Source organism: Mixta sp. BE291 (genome assembly GCF_031457955.1).
Lineage (GTDB): Bacteria > Pseudomonadota > Gammaproteobacteria > Enterobacterales > Enterobacteriaceae > Mixta.
In genome coordinates this window covers 70,830-89,590 of the sequence record NZ_JAVDXN010000001.1, presented here as the reverse complement: position 1 = coordinate 89,590, position 18,761 = coordinate 70,830, and the positions used below count along the sequence as shown (strand labels likewise).

The following is an 18,761-nucleotide window of genomic DNA, read 5'->3' as shown; positions in this document are numbered from 1 at the left end:
ATCATACGCCAGCCCCATCAGCGAAGCGCATATATTATCATTATGTTACAAAACACCCGCCAGCTGACACTGACGGTCGATCGCCGCCGCAATCTCTGCAGAGCTTTTCAGCGTGCGGACGGTGGTAAACAGCGTGTCGGCCTGCGGGTAGGCCTTACGCAAATAGCCAAGCCACTGTTTGATACGTGCCACATGATACATGCCAGTATCACCCTGCTTTTCCAGCCGGGTATAACGATGCAGCAGCGCCATCACCTCTGTCCAGGGCATCGGCGGCGCGTTCTCTTTGATCACCCGGCTCAAATTCGGCACATTCAGCGCGCCGCGCCCAATCATTACCGCATCGCAGCCGGTGGCCGCCATGCACGCCTGCGCGCTTTGCCAGTCCCAAATTTCTCCGTTGGCGATCACCGGAATCGACAAACGCTGACGGATTTCCCCTATCGCCTGCCAGTTAATCGCCTCGGCACGGTAGCCCTCTTCTTTGGTACGGCCATGCACCGCCAGTTCGCTGGCGCCCGCCTGCTGTACCGCGTCGGCAATCTCAAAACGTCGATCGCCGGAATCCCAGCCCAGACGCACTTTTACCGTGACCGGCAGCGTATCCGGCACCGCCTCACGCATCGCTTTCGCCGCGCGGTAGATCAGCTCCGGGTCTTTCAGCAGCGTCGCGCCGCCGCCGCTACCGTTCACCAGCTTTGACGGGCAACCACAGTTGAGATCGACGCCCCAGGAACCCAGCTCTACCGCACGCGCCGCGTTTTCCGCCAGCCACTGTGGATGCTGACCCAGCAGCTGAATCCTGACCAGCGTGCCGGAAGAGGTACGGCTCTGGTGCTGTAGCTCTGGACAGAGACGCAGAAACGATTTTACCGGCAGCAGCTGATCCACCACGCGAAGAAATTCGGTGATGCAAAGATCGTAATCATTTACTGAAGTCAGTAATTCACGTACCAGAGAATCCAGTACGCCTTCCATCGGCGCCAGTAACACCCGCATGACAGATACCTTCCAAAAAATTGACGCGCAAGTTTACGCCTTTTGGCGAAAGGTGAGAATCACCTGAGCAGGCGTTTATTGCAGAAGCGGATAAAAAACCAGGGGAAGAAGCTAAGTCACCAAAAAAAACGGCCACCTCTGGGGGTGGCCGTTTGCAACAAAGCGAGATTAACGATTGCCGGAAGGCTTATCGCTGCGCGCCTGCGCCGGACGCTGACCGGCGGTACGACGCGGCTGATTGCCGTCGCCGGAGAGACGGCGCGGACGGTTGTTATCGCCGGAAGCGCGGCGCGGCTGATTGCCGTCACGCTCGCCCGAGGCACGGCGCGGCTGGTTGCCGTCACGCTCGCCGGAAGCGCGGCGCGGCTGGTTACCGTCACGCTCGCCCGAGGCACGACGCGGCTGCTCGCCGGAGGCGGCGCGACGCTGACCTGAAGGCTGGCGATCGCCGCCCTGAGCGCGACCGCCCTGGCTACGTCCGCCACCGCCACCACCGCGCTGCTGGCGACCGTTGATGATTGGCTCCGCTTTAATGCTTGGGTCCGGCTCAAAGCCCGGCTGCGCGATACGCGGGATCTCGCGCTTCAGCAGGCGTTCGATATCACGCAGCAGCTTGTGCTCGTCGACGCAAACCAGGGAGATTGCTTCGCCGGTAGCGGCGGCACGACCGGTACGGCCGATACGATGCACGTAATCTTCCGGCACGTTCGGCAATTCATAGTTAACCACGTGCGGTAGCTCTTCAATATCCAGACCGCGCGCGGCGATATCGGTGGCGACCAGGACGCGGATCTGACCACCTTTAAAGTCGCTCAGGGCACGGGTACGCGCGCCCTGGCTTTTGTTGCCGTGGATGGCAGCGGCAGTGATGCCATCTTTATTCAGCTGTTCGGCTAAATGGTTAGCGCCATGCTTGGTGCGGGTAAACACCAGCACCTGCTGCCAGTTGCCCTGACCAATCATCAGCGACAGCAGTTCCCGCTTGCGCTTCTTATCAACAAAATGCACATGCTGGGTAATCTGCTCAGAGGCGGTATTGCGACGCGCAACTTCCACCTGGCTTGGGTTATCCAGCAGCTTCTCCGCCAGAGATTTAATCTCATCGGAGAAGGTCGCGGAAAACAGCAGGTTTTGGCGCTTCGCCGGCAGGCGCGCCAGCACGCGGCGAATATCATGAATAAAGCCCATATCGAGCATGCGATCCGCTTCATCCAGCACCAGGATTTCCACCTGTGACAGATCGACCGCATTTTGCTGCGCCAGATCGAGCAGACGGCCCGGCGTTGCCACCAGCACATCCACGCCGCCGCGCAGTTTCAACATTTGCGGGTTAATGCTGACGCCACCAAACACCACCAGCGAACGCAGGCTAAGATATTTGCTGTAATCACGCACGTTTTCGCCCACCTGCGCCGCCAGTTCACGCGTCGGGGTGAGAATTAAAGCGCGTACCGGGCGACGGCTTTTTGCCGCCAGCGGCTTCGCGCTCAGGCGCTGCAGGATCGGCAGCGTAAAGCCTGCCGTCTTGCCGGTGCCGGTTTGCGCGCTGGCCATCAGGTCGCGGCCTTCCAGCACGATCGGGATCGCCTGGCGCTGGACAGGGGTAGGCTCGTTATAGCCTTGCTCGGCAACGGCACGCAAAATATCGGCGTTCAGGCCGAGAGAATCAAAGGACATAGGGGTTCAACTCCGGTTCCGCCCTGACCGTCGTTAACGGTGCAGTTTCCAGGGGGGAGATCATGACGCTTGTTGAGCAAGCGGTTGAAAGGGCACAAACTACGGTGCGTAATGAGATCAGTGTAACAGTTTACCGGACAGGGGGATAGCGGCGCGCCGCTGTGATGTAAAAAAGCGTCCGGCAGCAGAAAAAACCAGGGCCGCACGCGGCGGCCCTGACGATAGAAACAAACAAAGAACTAGCTGCGTTTCTTTTCAATGCGCGGCGGCGGCTCTTTCGCCAGCAGCGACACCAGCGCCGGACCCGCCAGCATCACCAGCCCCAGGCAGGCCAGCAGCAGATTGTTATGCAGAATACGTGAGACTAAAAACAGCAGCAGCATCGCCGCGCCGAAATAATAGGTGGTGGTTATCTCTTCCAGAAAATCACCGGTACGCCGCAGACGCGGGATACGCTGGGTCAGTAGCATAGCGATAAACACCGCGCCATAGGCCGCAACCAGTACGCTGCTCACTTCAACCAACGCCCTTTCTCGCCAGCCCCAAACCAGAGCGACAAACATCAACAGATGCAAAGAGATGTGCAGACAGGGTTGGCCAGTGGCAATCTGTATACGGTTAAACCATTTCATTCTTTTCTCCCGATCGCGTTTAAGGGCGATCCAAGTTGCCGGCAAAGCCAGCGACGAATGTCCATAATGTAACGCAGTTTTCAGACAATGCCGCAAAACGCGGCGGAAGTCAGCGCCCTTTTGTGACAAAGACTACACTTTATCGAAAATCAAAATCAAAAGGAGAGCGCCCCCAGTATGTCACAAAAAGCGCAAGGATTTTCCTTTAAAGTACTGACAATTAATACACATAAAGGTTTCACCACATTTAACCGACGCTTTATTTTGCCTGAATTGCGCGAAGCGGTACGCGCCACCTCGGCCGATATCGTTTTTTTACAGGAGGTGATGGGTACCCATATTACTCATCCGCTGCAGGTGGAAAACTGGCCGGACACCCCACACTATGAGTTTCTCGCCGATACCATGTGGAACGATTACGCTTACGGGCGCAACGCGGTCTATCCTGAAGGGCATCATGGTAACGCGGTGCTGTCTCGCTTCCCGATCCTCGAATATCAGAATCGCGATATTTCCGTCGAGGGCACCGAAAAGCGCGGTGTGCTGCACTGTCATTTACAGCTTCCCGACCGCGACCAGACGCTGCATGTGATGTGCGTTCACCTTGGCCTGCGCGATGCGCATCGCCATGCGCAAATGCAGATGATGTGCGAGATGATCGCCGCCCTGCCCCCGGATGCGCCGCTGGTGGTGGCGGGCGATTTTAATGACTGGCAGCTGCGCGCCAATAAAATGTTGAAGCGCTGCGCCAATCTTGATGAGGTGTTCAGCGTGAAACACGGGCGTCCGGCGCGAACGTTCCCGGCGCGTTTTCCGCTGTTGCGCCTCGATCGTATTTATGTGCGTAATGCCAGCATCAGTCACCCCTGGGCATTACCCATGCGGCCCTGGTCTCACCTTTCCGATCATGCGCCACTGGCGGTGGAGATTCACTTATGACGATGAGCTGGCGCGATGGTAACCGTATCCAGCTATTGGAAAACGGTGAACAATTTTTCCCGCGCGTGTTTGGCGCCATTCAGCGCGCGCAGCAGAGCGTGCTGCTGGAAACCTTTATTCTGTTTGAGGATGACGTCGGCAAAGCGCTGCACCGTGAGCTGCTGGCGGCGGCCCAGCGCGGCGTGAAAATCGAACTCATGGTTGACGGCTACGGCTCGCCCGACCTGTCGGACGAGTTTGTTTCCAGCCTGACCTCTGCTGGCGTGCGCTTTCTCTATTACGATCCGCGCCCGCTGGTGATGGGCATGCGCACCAACCTTTTCCGCCGGCTGCACCGTAAAATCGTGGTGGTCGACGGCGTCATCGCCTTTGTCGGCGGCATAAACTTTTCCGCCGAACACAATTCCGATTATGGCCCACAGGCCAAGCAGGATTATGCCATTGAGGTGAAAGGGCCGATTGTCGACGATATTGGCGCGTTTGTGCTGGAGGCGTTTGGCAGCGAAACGAATACGCGCCGCTGGTGGGGGCACCGCTCGCATCGGCCGGCGCATAATCAGCAGCCGGGCGATGCGCAGGCGCTGTTTGTTTTCCGCGATAATGACGAACACCGTGACGATATCGAACAGCATTATCTGGAGATGCTGCGCAACGCGAAACAGGATGTGATCATCGCCAACGCCTATTTTTTCCCTGGCTATCGTCTGCTGCGCGAAATGAAAAATGCCGCTCAGCGCGGCGTGCGTGTACGTTTGATCGTGCAGGGCGAACCCGATATGCCGATTGTTAAAGTAGGCGCAGAGCTGCTTTATAACTATCTGGTGGAGGGCGGCGTAGAGGTCTATGAATATATTCGCCGTCCGCTGCACGGCAAGGTGGCGGTGCAGGATCAGCAATGGGCGACTGTTGGATCCAGCAACCTCGACCCACTGAGCCTGTCGCTGAACCTTGAAGCTAATCTGATTATTCACGACCGGCAGTTTAACCAGACGCTGCGCGATAATCTGGAGCATCTGTTAGAACATGACTGCGTGCGCGTGCAGGAAGAAAAGCTGCCGAAGCGCACCTGGCTACAGCTGACAAAAAGCGTGTTCGTGTTCCACTTCCTGCGCCATTTTCCCGCGATCGCTGGCTGGTTGCCCGCTCATACACCAAAAGTAAAGCAGGTGCCGCCGCCGGTTCAGCCGGAACTGGAAACCCAGGATCGCGTAGATAGCGATAAACATGGAGTGAAATCCTGATGTCAAAAGCCCATCCTAAATGGAAACTGGCGAAAAAGATCCTGACCTGGCTGTTCTTTGTGGCGGTGGTTGTGCTGTTGGTGGTCTACGCGCGCAAAGTCAACTGGGAAGATGTCTGGCAGGTTATTGTTAACTATAACCGTATCGCGATCCTCAGCGCGGTAGGCCTGGTGATCCTGAGTTATCTCGCCTACGGCGGCTACGACCTGATTGGCCGCGCTTACTGCGGTCATAAGCTGGCTAAGCGTCAGGTGATGCTGGTGTCGTTTATCTGCTACGCCTTTAACCTGACGCTCAGTACCTGGGTTGGCGGCGTGGCGATGCGCTACCGGCTTTACTCGCGCCTGGGACTCAGCGGCAGCACCATTACCCGCATTTTCTCGTTGAGTATCGCCACCAACTGGCTTGGCTATATTCTGCTGGCGGGGATCATTTTTACCGCCGGAATGGTGCCGGTACCGCCGGGCTGGTTTATTGGCGAAGGAACGCTGCGGCTGATCGGCGGCGTGCTGGCGCTGCTGGTGATCGCCTATTTAGCCGCCTGCGCGTTCTCGAAACGGCGGCGCTGGACGGTTAAAGGGCAAAAGCTGGCGCTGCCTTCGTTGCGTATGGCGCTGTTTCAGTTTGTTATCTCCAGCGCTAACTGGATGGTAATGGGCGCCATTATCTGGCTGCTGTTGGGACAGGAAGTGAGCTATCCGGTGGTGCTGGGCGTGCTGCTGATCAGCAGTATCGCCGGGGTAATTGTGCATATCCCGGCCGGTATCGGTGTGCTGGAAGCGGTGTTCCTGGCGCTGCTGCGCGACGAACACGCCGGTCACGGGCAGATTATCGCCGCCCTGCTCGCCTATCGCGTGCTCTATTTTATTCTGCCGCTGCTGCTGGCGCTGGTGCTTTACCTGTGGCTGGAAAGCCGGGCGAAGCATTTGCGTGTAAAAAACGAGCAGAAAATGCAGCAGGAAGAGCATAACGATTCAACTGAACAGAAACAGCAACACAGCGACGAGACAGTGCATCAGCACAGTTAGCGGGTTCAGTGATAATAAAGCCCGGCATCGCGCTAATGATGTCGGGCTTTTTACTGCGGCGCTCATGCGTCTTCGGTTCAGCCTGAAACCGTTTTTATAAATCCGCAAACGTCCGCAGCCGATACCCCCGTTCGGCGATAGCATATTTCAACGACGGTGAAGTGAGCACCTGCAATTCATCCAGCCGGGGCCAGCAATAGGCGCTGTTAAGCAGGGTTCGATCGATAAAGGCGGGATGACACATCATCTCCAGCGATTGCACGCCCTGCGCGGTTGCGCGATCCAGCGTCTCCAGCAGCAACGCTTCGCTAATGGCTTCGCCGTAAAAATCGCTGGTGAAATCCTGTGTGCTTTTGGCACCCTGCAGGCTGATGCTGCGCGCTTTTACCACCTGACGATCGATGCGTATCGCCACACCTTTTTCTTGGGCGAACGCTTCAACCAGCGGGAAAATTTGCGGGATCATATGCACATGATGATGGCTGTCGATATGCGTTGGCGCCCGGCCAAACAGCGTAACAAAGCGCGCAAACTGCCAGACCAGCTCTTGCTGAATCTCCTCCAGCGGTAAGGTATTCGCCTCCGCGCGCTGCCATATTCCTTTATCCAGTTCGCCCTGGGCATTGACCAGATGCGGCATTGCCGAAAGCGGTTTTCCCAGCGTTAAAACAAAATGCATTCCCACGGCCAGCTTCGGATGCGCCTTGCTTAAGGCCGCGGCGTGTTCTGCTGCTGCCGCGTTCATCATCGCGGTGGTTGAGGTCACGATGCCGTGATTAAAGGCGTCGATAATGCCGTAGTTTTGCGCCTTGCAGAGGCCAAAATCATCGGCGTTGACGATCAATATTTTATTCATAAGCGCTTCCTGAAAGCGCCTTCCCGCAGGAAGGCAGCGGCGTCGGTTATTTCAGCCGGGCAATCGACTGCGCGAAGTTGGGCAGATACGCTTCATGCGCCAGCAGCAGATCGCGCGCCAGGTTTTCCGCGTCCTTATCGGAATGAATAAGCGGATTCAAATTCAGCGCCAGCAGCAGATCGTCAAATTCACCGCTCAGCGCCGCCTTGCTGGCCGCAACCTCAAAGCTTTTGATGGTGTAAATCAGCCCCAGCACTTTTTCGTCAAACTGGGTGATGCGCGGCGTAGGCGTGGCGCCATCGCGTCCAATGGTACAGGTCATCTCAATCGCCCAGTCGGCGGGAATATTATTGACATGGCCGTGATGCGGGAAATTAACGTAGTGCTCGCTTTGCTTGTCGTTATAGATAGCGCTAATCACTTCGCACGCTGCATCGGAATAATAGGCGCCGCCGCGCAGCTCAAGCTCCTGGGGCTTCACGTCCAGCTCAGGATTTTTATACAGCTCGAAAAGCTGCTTCTCAACCTGTTGCACCACCGTGGCGCGTGCGCCGCCCTTGTAGAACTCACCCATTTCAATCGCCAGCATCTCTTTTTGCTTAAAGTAGTAAAGCAAATAGGAACAGGGAATCAGTTTCAGCGAGCGGATCAGCCCGGCGCTGAACGGCAAATCGAAAATATTTTTTACGCCGCGCGCCTTCAGCGTGCCGGATGCCACCCCTTCCAGCAGTTCGGCAAAGCGCGAGGTGCCGTTAACCAGCACATCTTTGATAAACACCATATGGTTTAAGCCAAACAGATCGAGCGACAAACTCTCCTGCGGCGCAACATTCAGCACATCACGCACAAACATTTTCATCCCTACCGGGATATTGCACACGCCCAGAAAACGTTTAAAGCCGGTATGGCGGAATACCGCTTCGGTCACCATACCTGCCGGATTAGTGAAGTTGATCACCCATGCCTCAGGGCAAATCTCTTCGACATCTTTAATAATGTCGAAAATCACGGGAATGGTGCGCAGCCCCTTAAATAACCCACCGGCGCCGTTGGTTTCCTGCCCCAGATAGCCATAGCGTAGCGGAATGCGCTCATCCAACTCGCGCGCCTTTAACTGCCCCACGCGCAGCTGCGTGGTAACGAAATCTGCATTAACCAGGGCGGCACGCCGATCGAGCGTTTTATAAAGCATAATCGGCAACCCGGCGCGCTTAATCATCCGCTGGCAGAGATCGAAAATAATATCCAGTTTCTCTTGACCCGCCTCTACATCCACCAGCCATAATTCACTAATGGGTAGTTCATTATAACGTTTAATAAAGCCTTCAAGTAATTCGGGGGTATAACTACTGCCGCCACCAATCGTAACGACTTTCAGTTTTTTGCTCACAGCAACTCCTGTACAGTGGCGCAGCACTGCAAATTAAAGGGAAAGATATAAAGCGTTTAAGAAGATTCCTCTAACGCCAGGCTAATTCATACGACAAAGCTGTTTGCGATAATGTTTCGGCGTAAACGAGGTGAGCCGTTTAAAATTTTTAATAAAAAGACTGGGGCTGCTATAGCCAGATTCAAAAGCGATATCGGTAACGGAATAATTGGTTATCTCCAGCTGTTTTTTAGCAAAGTCGATGCGTATATCGTTAATGATTTGCATAGGTGTTTTGCCATAATAGCGCTGGGTGGCACGGGTCAAGTATTCCTGCGATTTCCCGGAAAGCGCTACCATATTCGCCAGCGCATTATCGCTGAACCAGGTTTTATCATGCATTTTCTCTACCGTTGCCTCCAGCCAGTCGGGAATATGCGTAATGACTTCCGTTTCGCGGTAGTGGCGCAGCCGGTTTATAATATAAAAGGTGACCATCTCCAGAAACTCACTGAATTCGCCGTTGCGGAAATTTAGCGAAGAGACCATTGCCTCGATATAATTAAGAAATTCAATTTTTATCGGGTAAGCCTGCGAAGCGACAAAATGAGGCGGCAGCAGGCGCAGATAATGGTCATCAAAAAAACGTTTACTGATGCCGACATTCAATATTCTGGCGGTGCCAAAATCATAAAAACTCTGATGGTTCGATCCCAGTGGAATAAATACAAAGTTGCCACGCTCTAACAGCACCCTTTTTCCGTTTATTTCCTGATAATAGCGCCCGGTAAGCACGATGGTAAATTCATAATAGTCATGCTGATGCAGCCCAGAGATACTTTCGGTTTTGTTGTAGATAAAAACGTGAAAGTTTTGCCCATCAAACAGTTGGCTTTCATGTGCTGTTTTAATTCCCATACCCACTACCGCTGGCTGCATCATCCTCTCCACACGTTATTTTATTTTTTCATGCAGCTCAATGAGTTCGGTCACAAGCTCACGCGCCAGCATCGCCGTCATGAGATGATCCTGCGCATGGACCAATACCAGACTGACGCGCGTTTTACCGCTCCCCTGATCCTCTTCAATCAGCTGGGTCTGTACCCGGTGCGCCTCGTTCAACGCCAGGCGGGATGAATCCATCAACGCCTGCGCCTGTTCAAACTTCCCGACTTTTGCCTGTTTTAGCGCAGCGTACGCCAGGCTGCGCGCCTGTCCGGCGTTAATAATTAACCCCATCACCACCTCTTCAAGATCCGACGTTTCATCTACGGCTTCGCTCAGGCTATTGGCATTAAACATGTTTACCTCGCAACGTTAAGGGAGTTGGCGCGGGCTGACGTCCTGTCAGCCCCGTTTGTCAGAATTTCAGGGCGTTAGCGATATCTTCTTCGCTCTCTTGCTCGGCAATCACGCTGTTCGCTTTGTTGGCAACCACCACAAATGGCAGATAAATCAACGTCGCCATGCCCAGGTTGAACAAGGCCAGCAGCAGAGCCGCAACACTGCCGTTGGTGTTAAAGAAAGCGCCCAGGCCTGTTGGCATGGTCCACGGCGCAATATTGGTGACTGGTGGGATTAACCCTACGTAGTAGGCCGCCAGCGTTATTGCCGCCAAAACCGGCTGAACCAGCATAAAAGGAATAAACATCACTGGATTCATGATAATCGGCAGGCCGAAAAGCACCGGCTCGTTAATCTGGAAGATACCGGAAGGCAGCGCCAGCTTTGCCACCTGACGATGATCGGCACGACGCGAGCCTATCAGGATAGCGATAATCAGGCCCAGCGTAGCGCCCGTGCCGCCGAGGAAGATATAGGAATCAAGCATCGGTTTAGCCCAAACATGGAAGGTTTTACCCGCCGCCAGCGCCGCCTCGACCGAACCATATTGGGTATAGATAGCCACGTTTTCCAGCGCCCACGGCGTCATGATGCCGCTGTCCAGCGCCGCCAGCGCCAGCGAGCCATGGACGCCAAAAAACCATAGCAGCGAGGTGAAAATAACATAGGCCCAGCCCACTACCGCCCCCATCGATGCCAGCGGCGTAGAGATGGAGTCCATAATAATTTGATGGAAATTGTTACCGTAAAGCGCCAGCGCCCAGGCGATAACGCCGAAAATAGACAGAATGATAAAGCCGGGAATTAACGCCGAAAATGAACGCGATACAGATTCAGGCACGCTTTCCGGCAACGTAATCACCCAGTTACGGCGGATGATGAAGGCAAACATTTCAGCGGCAACCAAACCAATAACAATGCCCGAAATAATATTCGCGCCGCCTAACCAGTTAGCGCCAACGGCATAAGCGCCGCCTGCGTTATAAGGCGTGACGGTCATAAAAGCCGCAACCGCCAGCACGCCCGCTGCCAGCGCATCCACTTTACGTTCTTCCGCCAGCGCGGCGCCGATAAAAAAAGGCGCCATCAGCGACATGATACCCAGCGTACCGTTATAAACATTACCGCCGATACCTTTTAACCCATTCAATGTCTCAATCGTGGCGGGATCCAGGCGAATACCCAACGAGTAAAAGAAAGAACCGGCACCAAAGCTAAGAAAGACGTTATTAATAAGGACAAACATTGCTCCGGCAAGGGTCAGCGGCATTAATTTAATAAATCCATTTTTAATCGCATTAACGTGCGGTTGCTTCCCCAGTTTTATGGCAAAGGGAAGCAGCGCCTTTTCAAGCGTACCAATGACTTTACTCATTTTTATATTCCTTGCACGCCGCCAGTCTGGCGGCCAGGTGTAGAAAGCCTTGCTTTAACAGAAAAGCAAACAAGAAAATAGCGCTAATGGGCAGCTGCTTTTTTGATAGACGCGACAGCAGCTTTCAGTACGCCTAATCCATCTATTTTGCCATACAGTGTTGAATCAATAACCTCGACCGGCTTATTGGGTAATATTTTTTGGATATCCGCCAACATCCAGGCTATTTGCGGCCCTAACAGGATAAGATCCGCTTCCGGGCCTTTTTCAGCCGCCAGCGACTCCGGGAAAGCTTCAATAACTACCGGAACCTCGTACTTCAGCGCCTGCGCCTTCATTTTAGAAACCAGCAACGAAGTAGACATTCCTGCGGAACAAAACAAGTAAATTATTTTCTTTTCCATAACAAACCCCTCATATTCGGAATAAATCCCAGACCGGAAAATGCCCTCTTTACCCGTTAATCTAAAGAAGCATGCGTTAAATAAATAAGCTTCATGTTGGCCGGAGAGAGTATACGCCATCACTTAATGAGGAAATATTTATTACGAATTAAAAATTGTCTCTCCTTGACCTGCCTTAATGACTCCCTTCACATTTTAGTGAATTAATCGGCAGCGATAGCGCAGAGCGGATTGCACTATTTTTGCGCCAAAAAATAAAGCACCGAAAAGAAGATCTTTCGGTGCTTTATTCCGTCTTCACACGGTAATCCGTTAAGGCGGGTTGTTACCTTACTAGCGACGGTTGCCGAAAATACGCAGCAGCATCAGGAACAGGTTGATAAAGTCCAGATAGAGCGTGAGCGCGCCCATAATTGAATAGCGGCGCAGATTCTCTTTATCACGCGTATCGATATTTTCCCCAATCGCTTTCAGCTTTTGCGTGTCATACGCCGTCAGGCCAACAAACACCAGCACACCAATATAGGTAATCGCCCACATCAACGCCGGGCTTTTCAGCCAAAAGTTAACCAGCGACGCCAGCAGCAGACCAATCAGCGCCATAAACAGAATGCTACCCATTTTACTGAGATCGCGTTTGGTGGTGTAACCCCAAAAGCTCATGGCACCGAACATACCGGCAGTCACAAAGAAAGTGCTGGCTATCGACGAGTAGGTATAGACCAGGAAAATACTGGCTAAGGTTAAACCGGTCAGCGCGGAATAGAGCATAAACAGCGCGGTAGCCACTGCCCCGCTGAGCTTATGCACCAGACCTGAGAGAACAAACACCACCGCCAACTGCGCAATAATCAGTCCGAAAAAGGTGATGCGATTAGCAAACACCAGTTCCATGACCGCAGGCGTATTCGCCGCATACCAGGAAATGAACGCGGTAAGCAGCAGGCCGCAGGTCATCCAGCCATAAACCTGCGCCATGTAAGTTTGCAGGCCGGTACCGGCGCGCTGCCCGATGGTCTCTTGAGAGTGTGGAAATCGGTTCATAATCCCCCCGAATGATATTAAGTAACAGGTTATCCAAGTGTGGCATAGATTTGGCCAGTTAGACTATGGCTGCGCGGCAGTTACCTCCGAAACGTTTGCCAACGGTTGAAAAACCGGGCACACGCCGCAGCAATAGCGATGCCGTTTTGGGATTTTCTTCGCCCGGCCTCCCGGATCGCCCCGGCCCAGCCTAAGTTTGCCAACCGCTTAATTAAGCTTGAGCACTGCCGAAGTGAGCTTTTTAAAAAAACAGGCCAGTTTTTTTTCGATTAATTAATTAAATAGTTACGGAAAACGCTTCCTTGATTTTATATCTTTTGCGCGGTTTGGCATAAGGTTATTAAAACCCTCTCCCATCCTCTTAAATTACTATTACACACTATTTTTTGCGCTGGTATGTTTAGCAAGAATGGTTATTTACACCTAAAGGAAAAACAATGAAATTAAATAAAATTACGTCAGGGCTTTTAGTCGCATTCTGCGCTATGGCTACCGTTTTTTCAGCAAACGCAACCGTTCAATCTTCCTGGCAACCCGAAAAAACATTATCGATGGATGATGATCTAAATATCATTCGGGGATTAGATTATAAACATATGATTTCCATCGACGGTGGCAAAACATGGGAGCGCTATATCGATCAGGAAAGCTGGCAGAATCATACTGCACCGGATAAAGAATTTTTAGGCCAGGTCACCGTGCAGGTTGCCGAATTAAATGAAAAAGTAATAGACAGCGTGGCTTATAATGAAAGCGCCGCCTATGATAAACCCGGAACAGTAGTTGTGCATGATGGCTATTTCTGGACCAATGGTTGGTGGGCGAATCCGGGAGAAAAGCCGGGTGAGAACGCCGTCTGGAAGCGCGGCGAAGCGGTCAAGGTGACGATGCTGGCTACCTTCGAGTTCACGCCCTTCAAAGGGCAGAAAGCGCTCGATCACCAGAAAAAGCTGAAAGCAGCCGTGGCAAACCAACGTAAAGTTATCGGTTATTTCCCTGAGTGGGGCGTTTATGAAGCGCATAATTACTTTACGCCAGATAAAGTCGCTTACGATCAGCTTTCTCATCTCAACTATGGTTTTGCGGTGCTGACGAAGGATGGCATTGTTGCCATGCACGATACCTGGCGCGGCGCGACAAACATGCAGGAGATTGCGAAACGCACGAAACAAGCGGGCGTGGCGAATATCATCTCTATTGGCGGTTACACTAACTCTCAGGTTTGCGTCATCAATTGCGATCAGAGTGGAAAAGAAGTTAAGATGTTCCAGGCCGCCACCGCCACGCCAGAAAAGGTTGAACGTCTGGCAAACAGCATCGTTGAATATATGCTTAAGTGGAAATTCGATGGTGTAGACATCGACTGGGAATATCCAACCACTGAAAAAGAAGCTGATCAATATACCCAGCTGATTAAAAGCCTGCGTACTAAACTGGATACGTTAGGCCAGCAGAACGATCGTTATTATCAGCTCTCTTCCGCCGTAACGGCGAACCACAATAATATTAAATTTACCAATCCAGCCGAGACCGTTCCGCTGCTGGATAGCGTCAATGTGATGACTTACGATTATCATGGCGCATTTGATCCCATCACCGGTCATAACTCACCGCTGTATGGTCACTACAACGACACCGATGCGAAATTCAATATTGATTCCACCATGAAGGAATATAACCTCGGCTGGAATATCCCGAAATCCAAGCTGCTGGTAGGGCTGTCATGGTATGGCCGGGCATGGGGCAACGTTGAGGGAACGGAAAAAGTGCCAGGCTCGCCCGGCTTGTTTAACCCCGGCTCAGCGACAATCCATGGTCAGTGGGATGATAAAAATGAATATACCGGCACCAACCCTTATCATCTGCTGAAAGAGATGGCGCTGGATAAGCAGTATCAGCGTTACTGGGATACTCAGTCCCACGCGCCTTACCTGTATAATGCCAGCACAAAAACCTTCTATACCTATGATGATGTGCAATCTATTCGAGAAAAAGTAGATTACATTAAAAATGAAGGCTACGGCGGCGCGATTATTTGGGATCTGAGCGGTGATATCGCCGATCACGAACTGGGTGCGATCTCGGCTGAATTGCTGGGGCAAAATAATTCAATTAACCTGGATATTGGATTTATCCAAAGACCGGGCGGCAAATTAGCGATTAAAAGTATACTTGATAAAGAAATTTTTAATGCCAAAAACCGCATCATAACTTACGTTAATGACATTTATCAGGGTGAAATCTATAATGGCAAAGCCTATTATTCATCTAAAACCTTTAATGATGATGGCACGGTAACAGTAAGAACTGATTTCAGTCAGGTATCGAAACCAGGGGATAAAATAAAAATCATCCTGTCAGAAGGGAAGCCGGGCAGTGCTCACAATGTGGATGCTGGTGAAGTGTTATATGAAAAAACGGTTACTGAAGCAATGCTTCAGATGGATGAGACTAATCTTAAGTTTAAAATTGGCCGCCAGACTGATGACCGGATCGCCATCTTAACCACAATGAATAATGAAACTTTTAACGCTGAAAAGCGCATCATGATTTATATTAATGGTTTTTATGAAGGTGAGATCTATAACGGCAAAGCCTATTATTCATATAAAACCTTTAACAACGATGGTACGGTAACCATAAAAACTAATTTTACCAAAACGCCGAAATCAGGAGATAAGGTAAAAGTTGTGCTGGCTGATGGTGAACCGGGCTGGAAACACAGCGTAGAAACCGGTGAACCGTTATATGAAATGACCATCACTGCAGATATGCTCAAATAATATAACGCTGCATTTATTATCAAGCCGCCCGCCCTGTTGCAGGCGGCTTTTTTTAATCTGTAAATCTCCTCTCCAGCTACGTTTCACCTGACGCGGCAAGCTTACGCCCCGTGCGCAATTTATCGCCTCCCGCTCTGAACTTTCTCTGCCTGCTGCCGATAATCTGTACAGAAGGAGATTCGCTGACAGGAGGTTATTGGAGTTTTTAACCTTTTCCGGGGAATGTCATGACCACTTTTACTGCCAGCCGACGCAAAATGCGTACCCAAACCCTGATGCTGATAACCGGCATCGTTACCATTTCTCTGGGTTTTATCCTTACCATCGGCCTGCTTAGCAGCCAGGCGCGACAACAACAGCGTGAGCTGGCGCAGAATTATCTGCAGCAAATCGCCAAAGCTAATGCGTCACAGGTGCAGAACAAGCTTAATGAGGCATTACACACCGCACGCGGGCTGGCCAGCAGCGCCTGGAGCTTAACAGCGGCGGGCATACCGGAGCGCCGGGCGCTGGATGAAATGCTGAAAGCATCGCTGCTTTCGCATTCGGATTATCTCTCGCTCTCGCTAGCGTTTGAGCCGAACGCGTTTGATGGCAAAGATGCTGAATTTGCCGGTCAGCCGGAACATGCTGATGGCGGGCGCTATGCGCGCTATATCGATCATAATGGCGACGGGCAGCCTGCGCTGCATAACCTGGTGACCCTCGAGAAACCAGGCGAGGGTGACTACTACCTGCTGCCGCGCCAGCGTATGAAAGAGGTGATCCTCGAACCTTACATTTATCCTTATAACGGCGTGCAAGTCATGCTGACCTCGATCGCCGCGCCGATTATCATCAATGGTCAATTCAAAGGCTCGGCCACCACTGACCTGTCATTGCAAATGCTGCAAAAAACCATCGGCGCGATTAAGCCGTGGCAGGGTAAAGGCTATGCGCTGCTGCTGTCGAATCAGGGCAAGATTATCGCCAGCCCTGATGCCTCGCTGGCGGGTAAAACCTGGCAGGGTGAAAGCGGAGAAAACCTTGCGGTGCATGAATATCAGGATGCGTTTCTGAAAGAGGACGCTTTTATCAGCTGGCAGCCGATTACCATCGGCAACAGCGAAACGCCGTGGCGTCTGGCGATTGTCGCGCCGGTGAGCGAAGTCATGGCCGCCGCCAACCGCCAGCTGGTCTGGGCGTTGATCCTGATGGTGGTGAGTATTGTGGTGGTATGCGGCGTGCTGGGTTTGATCTTCAGCCGTAAAATCTCGCGCCCGGTCGGCGGCGAACCGGCTGAAGCCGCCAGCCTGGCCCTGGCGGTCGCCCAGGGGGATTTAAGCCGCACCATTGAGGTACAGGCCAAAGATCAGCAAAGCATTTTCTATGCCATGCAAACCATGCAGCAGCAGCTGCGTAATATGGTGAGCGAAATCATGACCGCCAGCGCCTCGGTGCGCAGCGGCGCTAGCGAAATCGCCAGCGGTAACCTCGATCTCTCTTCCCGCACCGAAGAGCAGGCGTCAGCGCTGCAGCAGACCGCAGCCAGCATGGAAGAGTTAACCGCGACGGTAAAACTGAATGCGGATAACGCACACCAGGCAACGGAGCTGACCAGCAACGCCACAGCGGTAGCCGATCGTGGCGAGGAGCTGGTTCATCAGGTGGTGGAAGTTATGGCGCAAATCGATGAAAGCTCACGCAAAATCGGTGATATCACTAGCCTGATCAACAGCATCGCCTTCCAGACCAATATTCTGGCGCTGAACGCGGCGGTAGAAGCCGCCCGCGCCGGTGAACAGGGTCGTGGCTTTGCGGTGGTCGCCTCTGAAGTGCGTAATCTGGCGCAGCGCTCCGCTAACGCGGTAAAAGAGATCTCTGCGCTGATTGATGAGTCCGCTGCGCGCGTCAGCACCGGTGTTTCACTGGTCAACGAAACCGGCAAAACCATGAAAACCATGACCGAGTCGGTGGCGGCGGTGCAGTCGATTATCGATGAAATCGTTAATGCTTCCGATGAGCAGTCGCTGGGCATCAGCCAGGTAAGCGTGGCGGTCAACCAGATGGATGGCGTCACGCAACAAAACGCCGCGCTGGTACAGCAGATGTCGGCCGCCGCCGCCTCGCTGGAGGATCAGGCGCGTCAGCTGGCCGATACGGTTTCCACCTTCCAGCTGGAGCAGCACGGCTAAGCCCAGCGCGCCGCCCGCCTGATACTACGCCGCCCGTGACGTTAACGCGTCACGGGCTTTTTTAGCGCCGCGTTTTTTTCCAGACCAACAGCGGATAAATGAAGATAAAAATGAAGGGAGCATGTGCATTTTGTATACTAACCGGTCGGTTTTTACTTTCTGAAACGCTCTGCCCCTTTTAGCCCTGCTGCATGTTGCCTGCGTCTCCGGTCGGCGGTTACAATTTACTTTTATTGCACAACAAGCTAGCTTATATAAGCGATATAATCTCAACGACAAGGTATCAGGTATGGATATGACAGAAAATGAGAAGCAGACTGATGTTCAGTCTCCTTTGAGTGAAAAATATCAGGAACATCTGATAAAATCGCGTAAGATCTTCATCACGGGCGAAATCAATCAAAAAATGGCGGAACTTAAAGTTCTGCAACTCCATGCTCTTGCGCACATCAGTGATGACCCGATTTACCTGTTTGTCAGTTCTCCTGGTGGGCACGTTGAGTCTGGGGATATGATTTACGATACTATCCGCTTTATTAAACCCAAAGTTTTTGTTATCGGCTCCGGCTGGGTTGCCAGCGCAGGCGCATTGATTTTCGTTGCTGCTGAAAAAGAGAACCGTTATACGTTGCCTAATACCCGCTTCTTATTACATCAACCGTCTGGCGGCTATCAGGGACCGGCAACCAACCTGAAAATCTATATGGATGAAATTCTGACCATGCGCGAGCGTTTGAATAAGATCTTCGCTGACGCAACCGGACAGCCGATCGAGAAAATCCGTCAGGATACTGAGCGTGATTTCTGGTTATCTTCCCAGGAAGCGGTCGAGTATGGCCTGGCCAGCAAAGTTATTCTTAGCGAAGCTGAACTGCCGCGTCAATAAAGCCGACAGG

The 18,761-nt window shown here is 52.6% G+C and carries 16 protein-coding genes; 6 read left to right on the top strand and 10 right to left on the bottom strand.

Annotated elements, in window-relative coordinates; translation table 11 throughout:
• Positions 1–45 precede the first annotated feature (45 nt).
• The 3 genes from dusC to J2X14_RS00370 form a co-directional block, all read right to left on the bottom strand.
• On the bottom strand, positions 46–999 hold the full coding sequence (gene dusC / locus J2X14_RS00380) for a tRNA dihydrouridine(16) synthase DusC (protein ID WP_352409250.1): 954 nt from the start codon (positions 997–999) through the stop codon (positions 46–48).
• Between the two features lie 168 nt (positions 1,000–1,167).
• Complete coding sequence (rhlE, locus tag J2X14_RS00375; RefSeq protein ID WP_352409249.1) at positions 1,168–2,676, bottom strand: ATP-dependent RNA helicase RhlE; 1,509 nt, start codon at positions 2,674–2,676, stop codon at positions 1,168–1,170.
• Between the two features lie 239 nt (positions 2,677–2,915).
• Complete coding sequence (locus tag J2X14_RS00370) at positions 2,916–3,308, bottom strand: YbhQ family protein (RefSeq protein WP_352409248.1); 393 nt, start codon at positions 3,306–3,308, stop codon at positions 2,916–2,918.
• A 177-nt stretch (positions 3,309–3,485) separates the two neighbouring features.
• On the opposite strand from J2X14_RS00370, the gene J2X14_RS00365 reads away from it, so the two are divergent.
• Genes J2X14_RS00365 through J2X14_RS00355 form a run of 3 tightly spaced genes read left to right on the top strand, consistent with a single transcriptional unit; the run spans position 3,486 to position 6,516 of the window.
• Positions 3,486–4,247, top strand: coding sequence for an endonuclease/exonuclease/phosphatase family protein (locus J2X14_RS00365; protein ID WP_352409247.1), 762 nt, complete (start codon positions 3,486–3,488; stop codon positions 4,245–4,247).
• Positions 4,244–5,488: a cardiolipin synthase ClsB gene (gene clsB / locus J2X14_RS00360; protein ID WP_352409246.1), complete on the top strand. Its 1,245-nt coding sequence runs from the start codon at positions 4,244–4,246 to the stop codon at positions 5,486–5,488. The genes J2X14_RS00365 and clsB overlap by 4 nt, the downstream gene beginning before the upstream one ends.
• A complete protein-coding gene (locus J2X14_RS00355) occupies positions 5,488–6,516 on the top strand; it encodes a lysylphosphatidylglycerol synthase transmembrane domain-containing protein (RefSeq protein ID WP_352409245.1) in 1,029 nt (342 codons plus the stop codon). Before clsB ends, J2X14_RS00355 begins: the two co-directional genes overlap by 1 nt.
• 94 nt (positions 6,517–6,610) lie before the next feature.
• Here the strand turns inward: J2X14_RS00355 and chbG are convergent, their stop codons facing one another.
• From chbG to J2X14_RS00320, 7 genes are all read right to left on the bottom strand, one after another.
• Positions 6,611–7,372 carry a chitin disaccharide deacetylase gene (chbG, locus tag J2X14_RS00350; protein ID WP_352409244.1) on the bottom strand — a complete coding sequence of 254 codons (762 nt, stop codon included), beginning with the start codon at positions 7,370–7,372 and terminating at the stop codon, positions 6,611–6,613.
• Positions 7,373–7,418: 46 nt separating this feature from the next.
• On the bottom strand, positions 7,419–8,762 hold the full coding sequence (locus tag J2X14_RS00345) for a 6-phospho-beta-glucosidase (RefSeq protein WP_352409243.1): 1,344 nt from the start codon (positions 8,760–8,762) through the stop codon (positions 7,419–7,421).
• Between the two features lie 81 nt (positions 8,763–8,843).
• Positions 8,844–9,683, bottom strand: a complete 840-nt coding sequence (gene chbR / locus J2X14_RS00340; protein ID WP_502889921.1) for a transcriptional regulator ChbR — start codon at positions 9,681–9,683, stop codon at positions 8,844–8,846.
• A gap of 12 nt (positions 9,684–9,695) precedes the next feature.
• Positions 9,696–10,043 (bottom strand): PTS N,N'-diacetylchitobiose transporter subunit IIA, encoded by a 348-nt coding sequence (chbA, locus tag J2X14_RS00335; RefSeq protein ID WP_352409242.1) that lies wholly within the window; start codon positions 10,041–10,043, stop codon positions 9,696–9,698.
• 58 nt (positions 10,044–10,101) lie between these two features.
• The gene (chbC, locus tag J2X14_RS00330; protein ID WP_352409241.1) at positions 10,102–11,460 is read right to left on the bottom strand and encodes a PTS N,N'-diacetylchitobiose transporter subunit IIC; all 1,359 of its coding nucleotides are present in this window, start codon (positions 11,458–11,460) and stop codon (positions 10,102–10,104) included.
• 83 nt (positions 11,461–11,543) lie between these two features.
• Positions 11,544–11,864 (bottom strand): PTS sugar transporter subunit IIB, encoded by a 321-nt coding sequence (locus J2X14_RS00325; RefSeq protein ID WP_352409240.1) that lies wholly within the window; start codon positions 11,862–11,864, stop codon positions 11,544–11,546.
• Between the two features lie 333 nt (positions 11,865–12,197).
• Positions 12,198–12,908 (bottom strand): Bax inhibitor-1/YccA family protein, encoded by a 711-nt coding sequence (locus J2X14_RS00320; RefSeq protein ID WP_352409239.1) that lies wholly within the window; start codon positions 12,906–12,908, stop codon positions 12,198–12,200.
• 437 nt (positions 12,909–13,345) lie between these two features.
• Between J2X14_RS00320 and J2X14_RS00315 the strand changes: the two genes are divergently transcribed.
• The 3 genes from J2X14_RS00315 (at position 13,346) to J2X14_RS00305 (ending at position 18,751) form a co-directional block, all read left to right on the top strand.
• Complete coding sequence (locus J2X14_RS00315) at positions 13,346–15,691, top strand: glycosyl hydrolase family 18 protein (RefSeq protein ID WP_352409238.1); 2,346 nt, start codon at positions 13,346–13,348, stop codon at positions 15,689–15,691.
• Between the two features lie 227 nt (positions 15,692–15,918).
• Positions 15,919–17,865, top strand: coding sequence for a methyl-accepting chemotaxis protein (locus J2X14_RS00310; RefSeq protein WP_352409237.1), 1,947 nt, complete (start codon positions 15,919–15,921; stop codon positions 17,863–17,865).
• Positions 17,866–18,154: 289 nt separating this feature from the next.
• On the top strand, positions 18,155–18,751 hold the full coding sequence (locus tag J2X14_RS00305) for an ATP-dependent Clp protease proteolytic subunit (protein WP_352409236.1): 597 nt from the start codon (positions 18,155–18,157) through the stop codon (positions 18,749–18,751).
• Positions 18,752–18,761 lie beyond the last annotated feature (10 nt).

Coding starts and splice junctions, on each gene's coding strand:
- dusC (WP_352409250.1), bottom strand. CDS start 999: ATGCGGGTGTTACTGGCGCCGATGGAAGGCGTACTGGATTCTCTGGTA.
- rhlE (WP_352409249.1), bottom strand. CDS start 2,676: ATGTCCTTTGATTCTCTCGGCCTGAACGCCGATATTTTGCGTGCCGTT.
- J2X14_RS00370 (WP_352409248.1), bottom strand. CDS start 3,308: ATGAAATGGTTTAACCGTATACAGATTGCCACTGGCCAACCCTGTCTG.
- J2X14_RS00365 (WP_352409247.1), top strand. CDS start 3,486: ATGTCACAAAAAGCGCAAGGATTTTCCTTTAAAGTACTGACAATTAAT.
- clsB (WP_352409246.1), top strand. CDS start 4,244: ATGACGATGAGCTGGCGCGATGGTAACCGTATCCAGCTATTGGAAAAC.
- J2X14_RS00355 (WP_352409245.1), top strand. CDS start 5,488: ATGTCAAAAGCCCATCCTAAATGGAAACTGGCGAAAAAGATCCTGACC.
- chbG (WP_352409244.1), bottom strand. CDS start 7,372: ATGAATAAAATATTGATCGTCAACGCCGATGATTTTGGCCTCTGCAAG.
- chbR (WP_502889921.1), bottom strand. CDS start 9,683: ATGATGCAGCCAGCGGTAGTGGGTATGGGAATTAAAACAGCACATGAA.
- chbA (WP_352409242.1), bottom strand. CDS start 10,043: ATGTTTAATGCCAATAGCCTGAGCGAAGCCGTAGATGAAACGTCGGAT.
- chbC (WP_352409241.1), bottom strand. CDS start 11,460: ATGAGTAAAGTCATTGGTACGCTTGAAAAGGCGCTGCTTCCCTTTGCC.
- J2X14_RS00325 (WP_352409240.1), bottom strand. CDS start 11,864: ATGGAAAAGAAAATAATTTACTTGTTTTGTTCCGCAGGAATGTCTACT.
- J2X14_RS00320 (WP_352409239.1), bottom strand. CDS start 12,908: ATGAACCGATTTCCACACTCTCAAGAGACCATCGGGCAGCGCGCCGGT.
- J2X14_RS00315 (WP_352409238.1), top strand. CDS start 13,346: ATGAAATTAAATAAAATTACGTCAGGGCTTTTAGTCGCATTCTGCGCT.
- J2X14_RS00310 (WP_352409237.1), top strand. CDS start 15,919: ATGACCACTTTTACTGCCAGCCGACGCAAAATGCGTACCCAAACCCTG.
- J2X14_RS00305 (WP_352409236.1), top strand. CDS start 18,155: ATGGATATGACAGAAAATGAGAAGCAGACTGATGTTCAGTCTCCTTTG.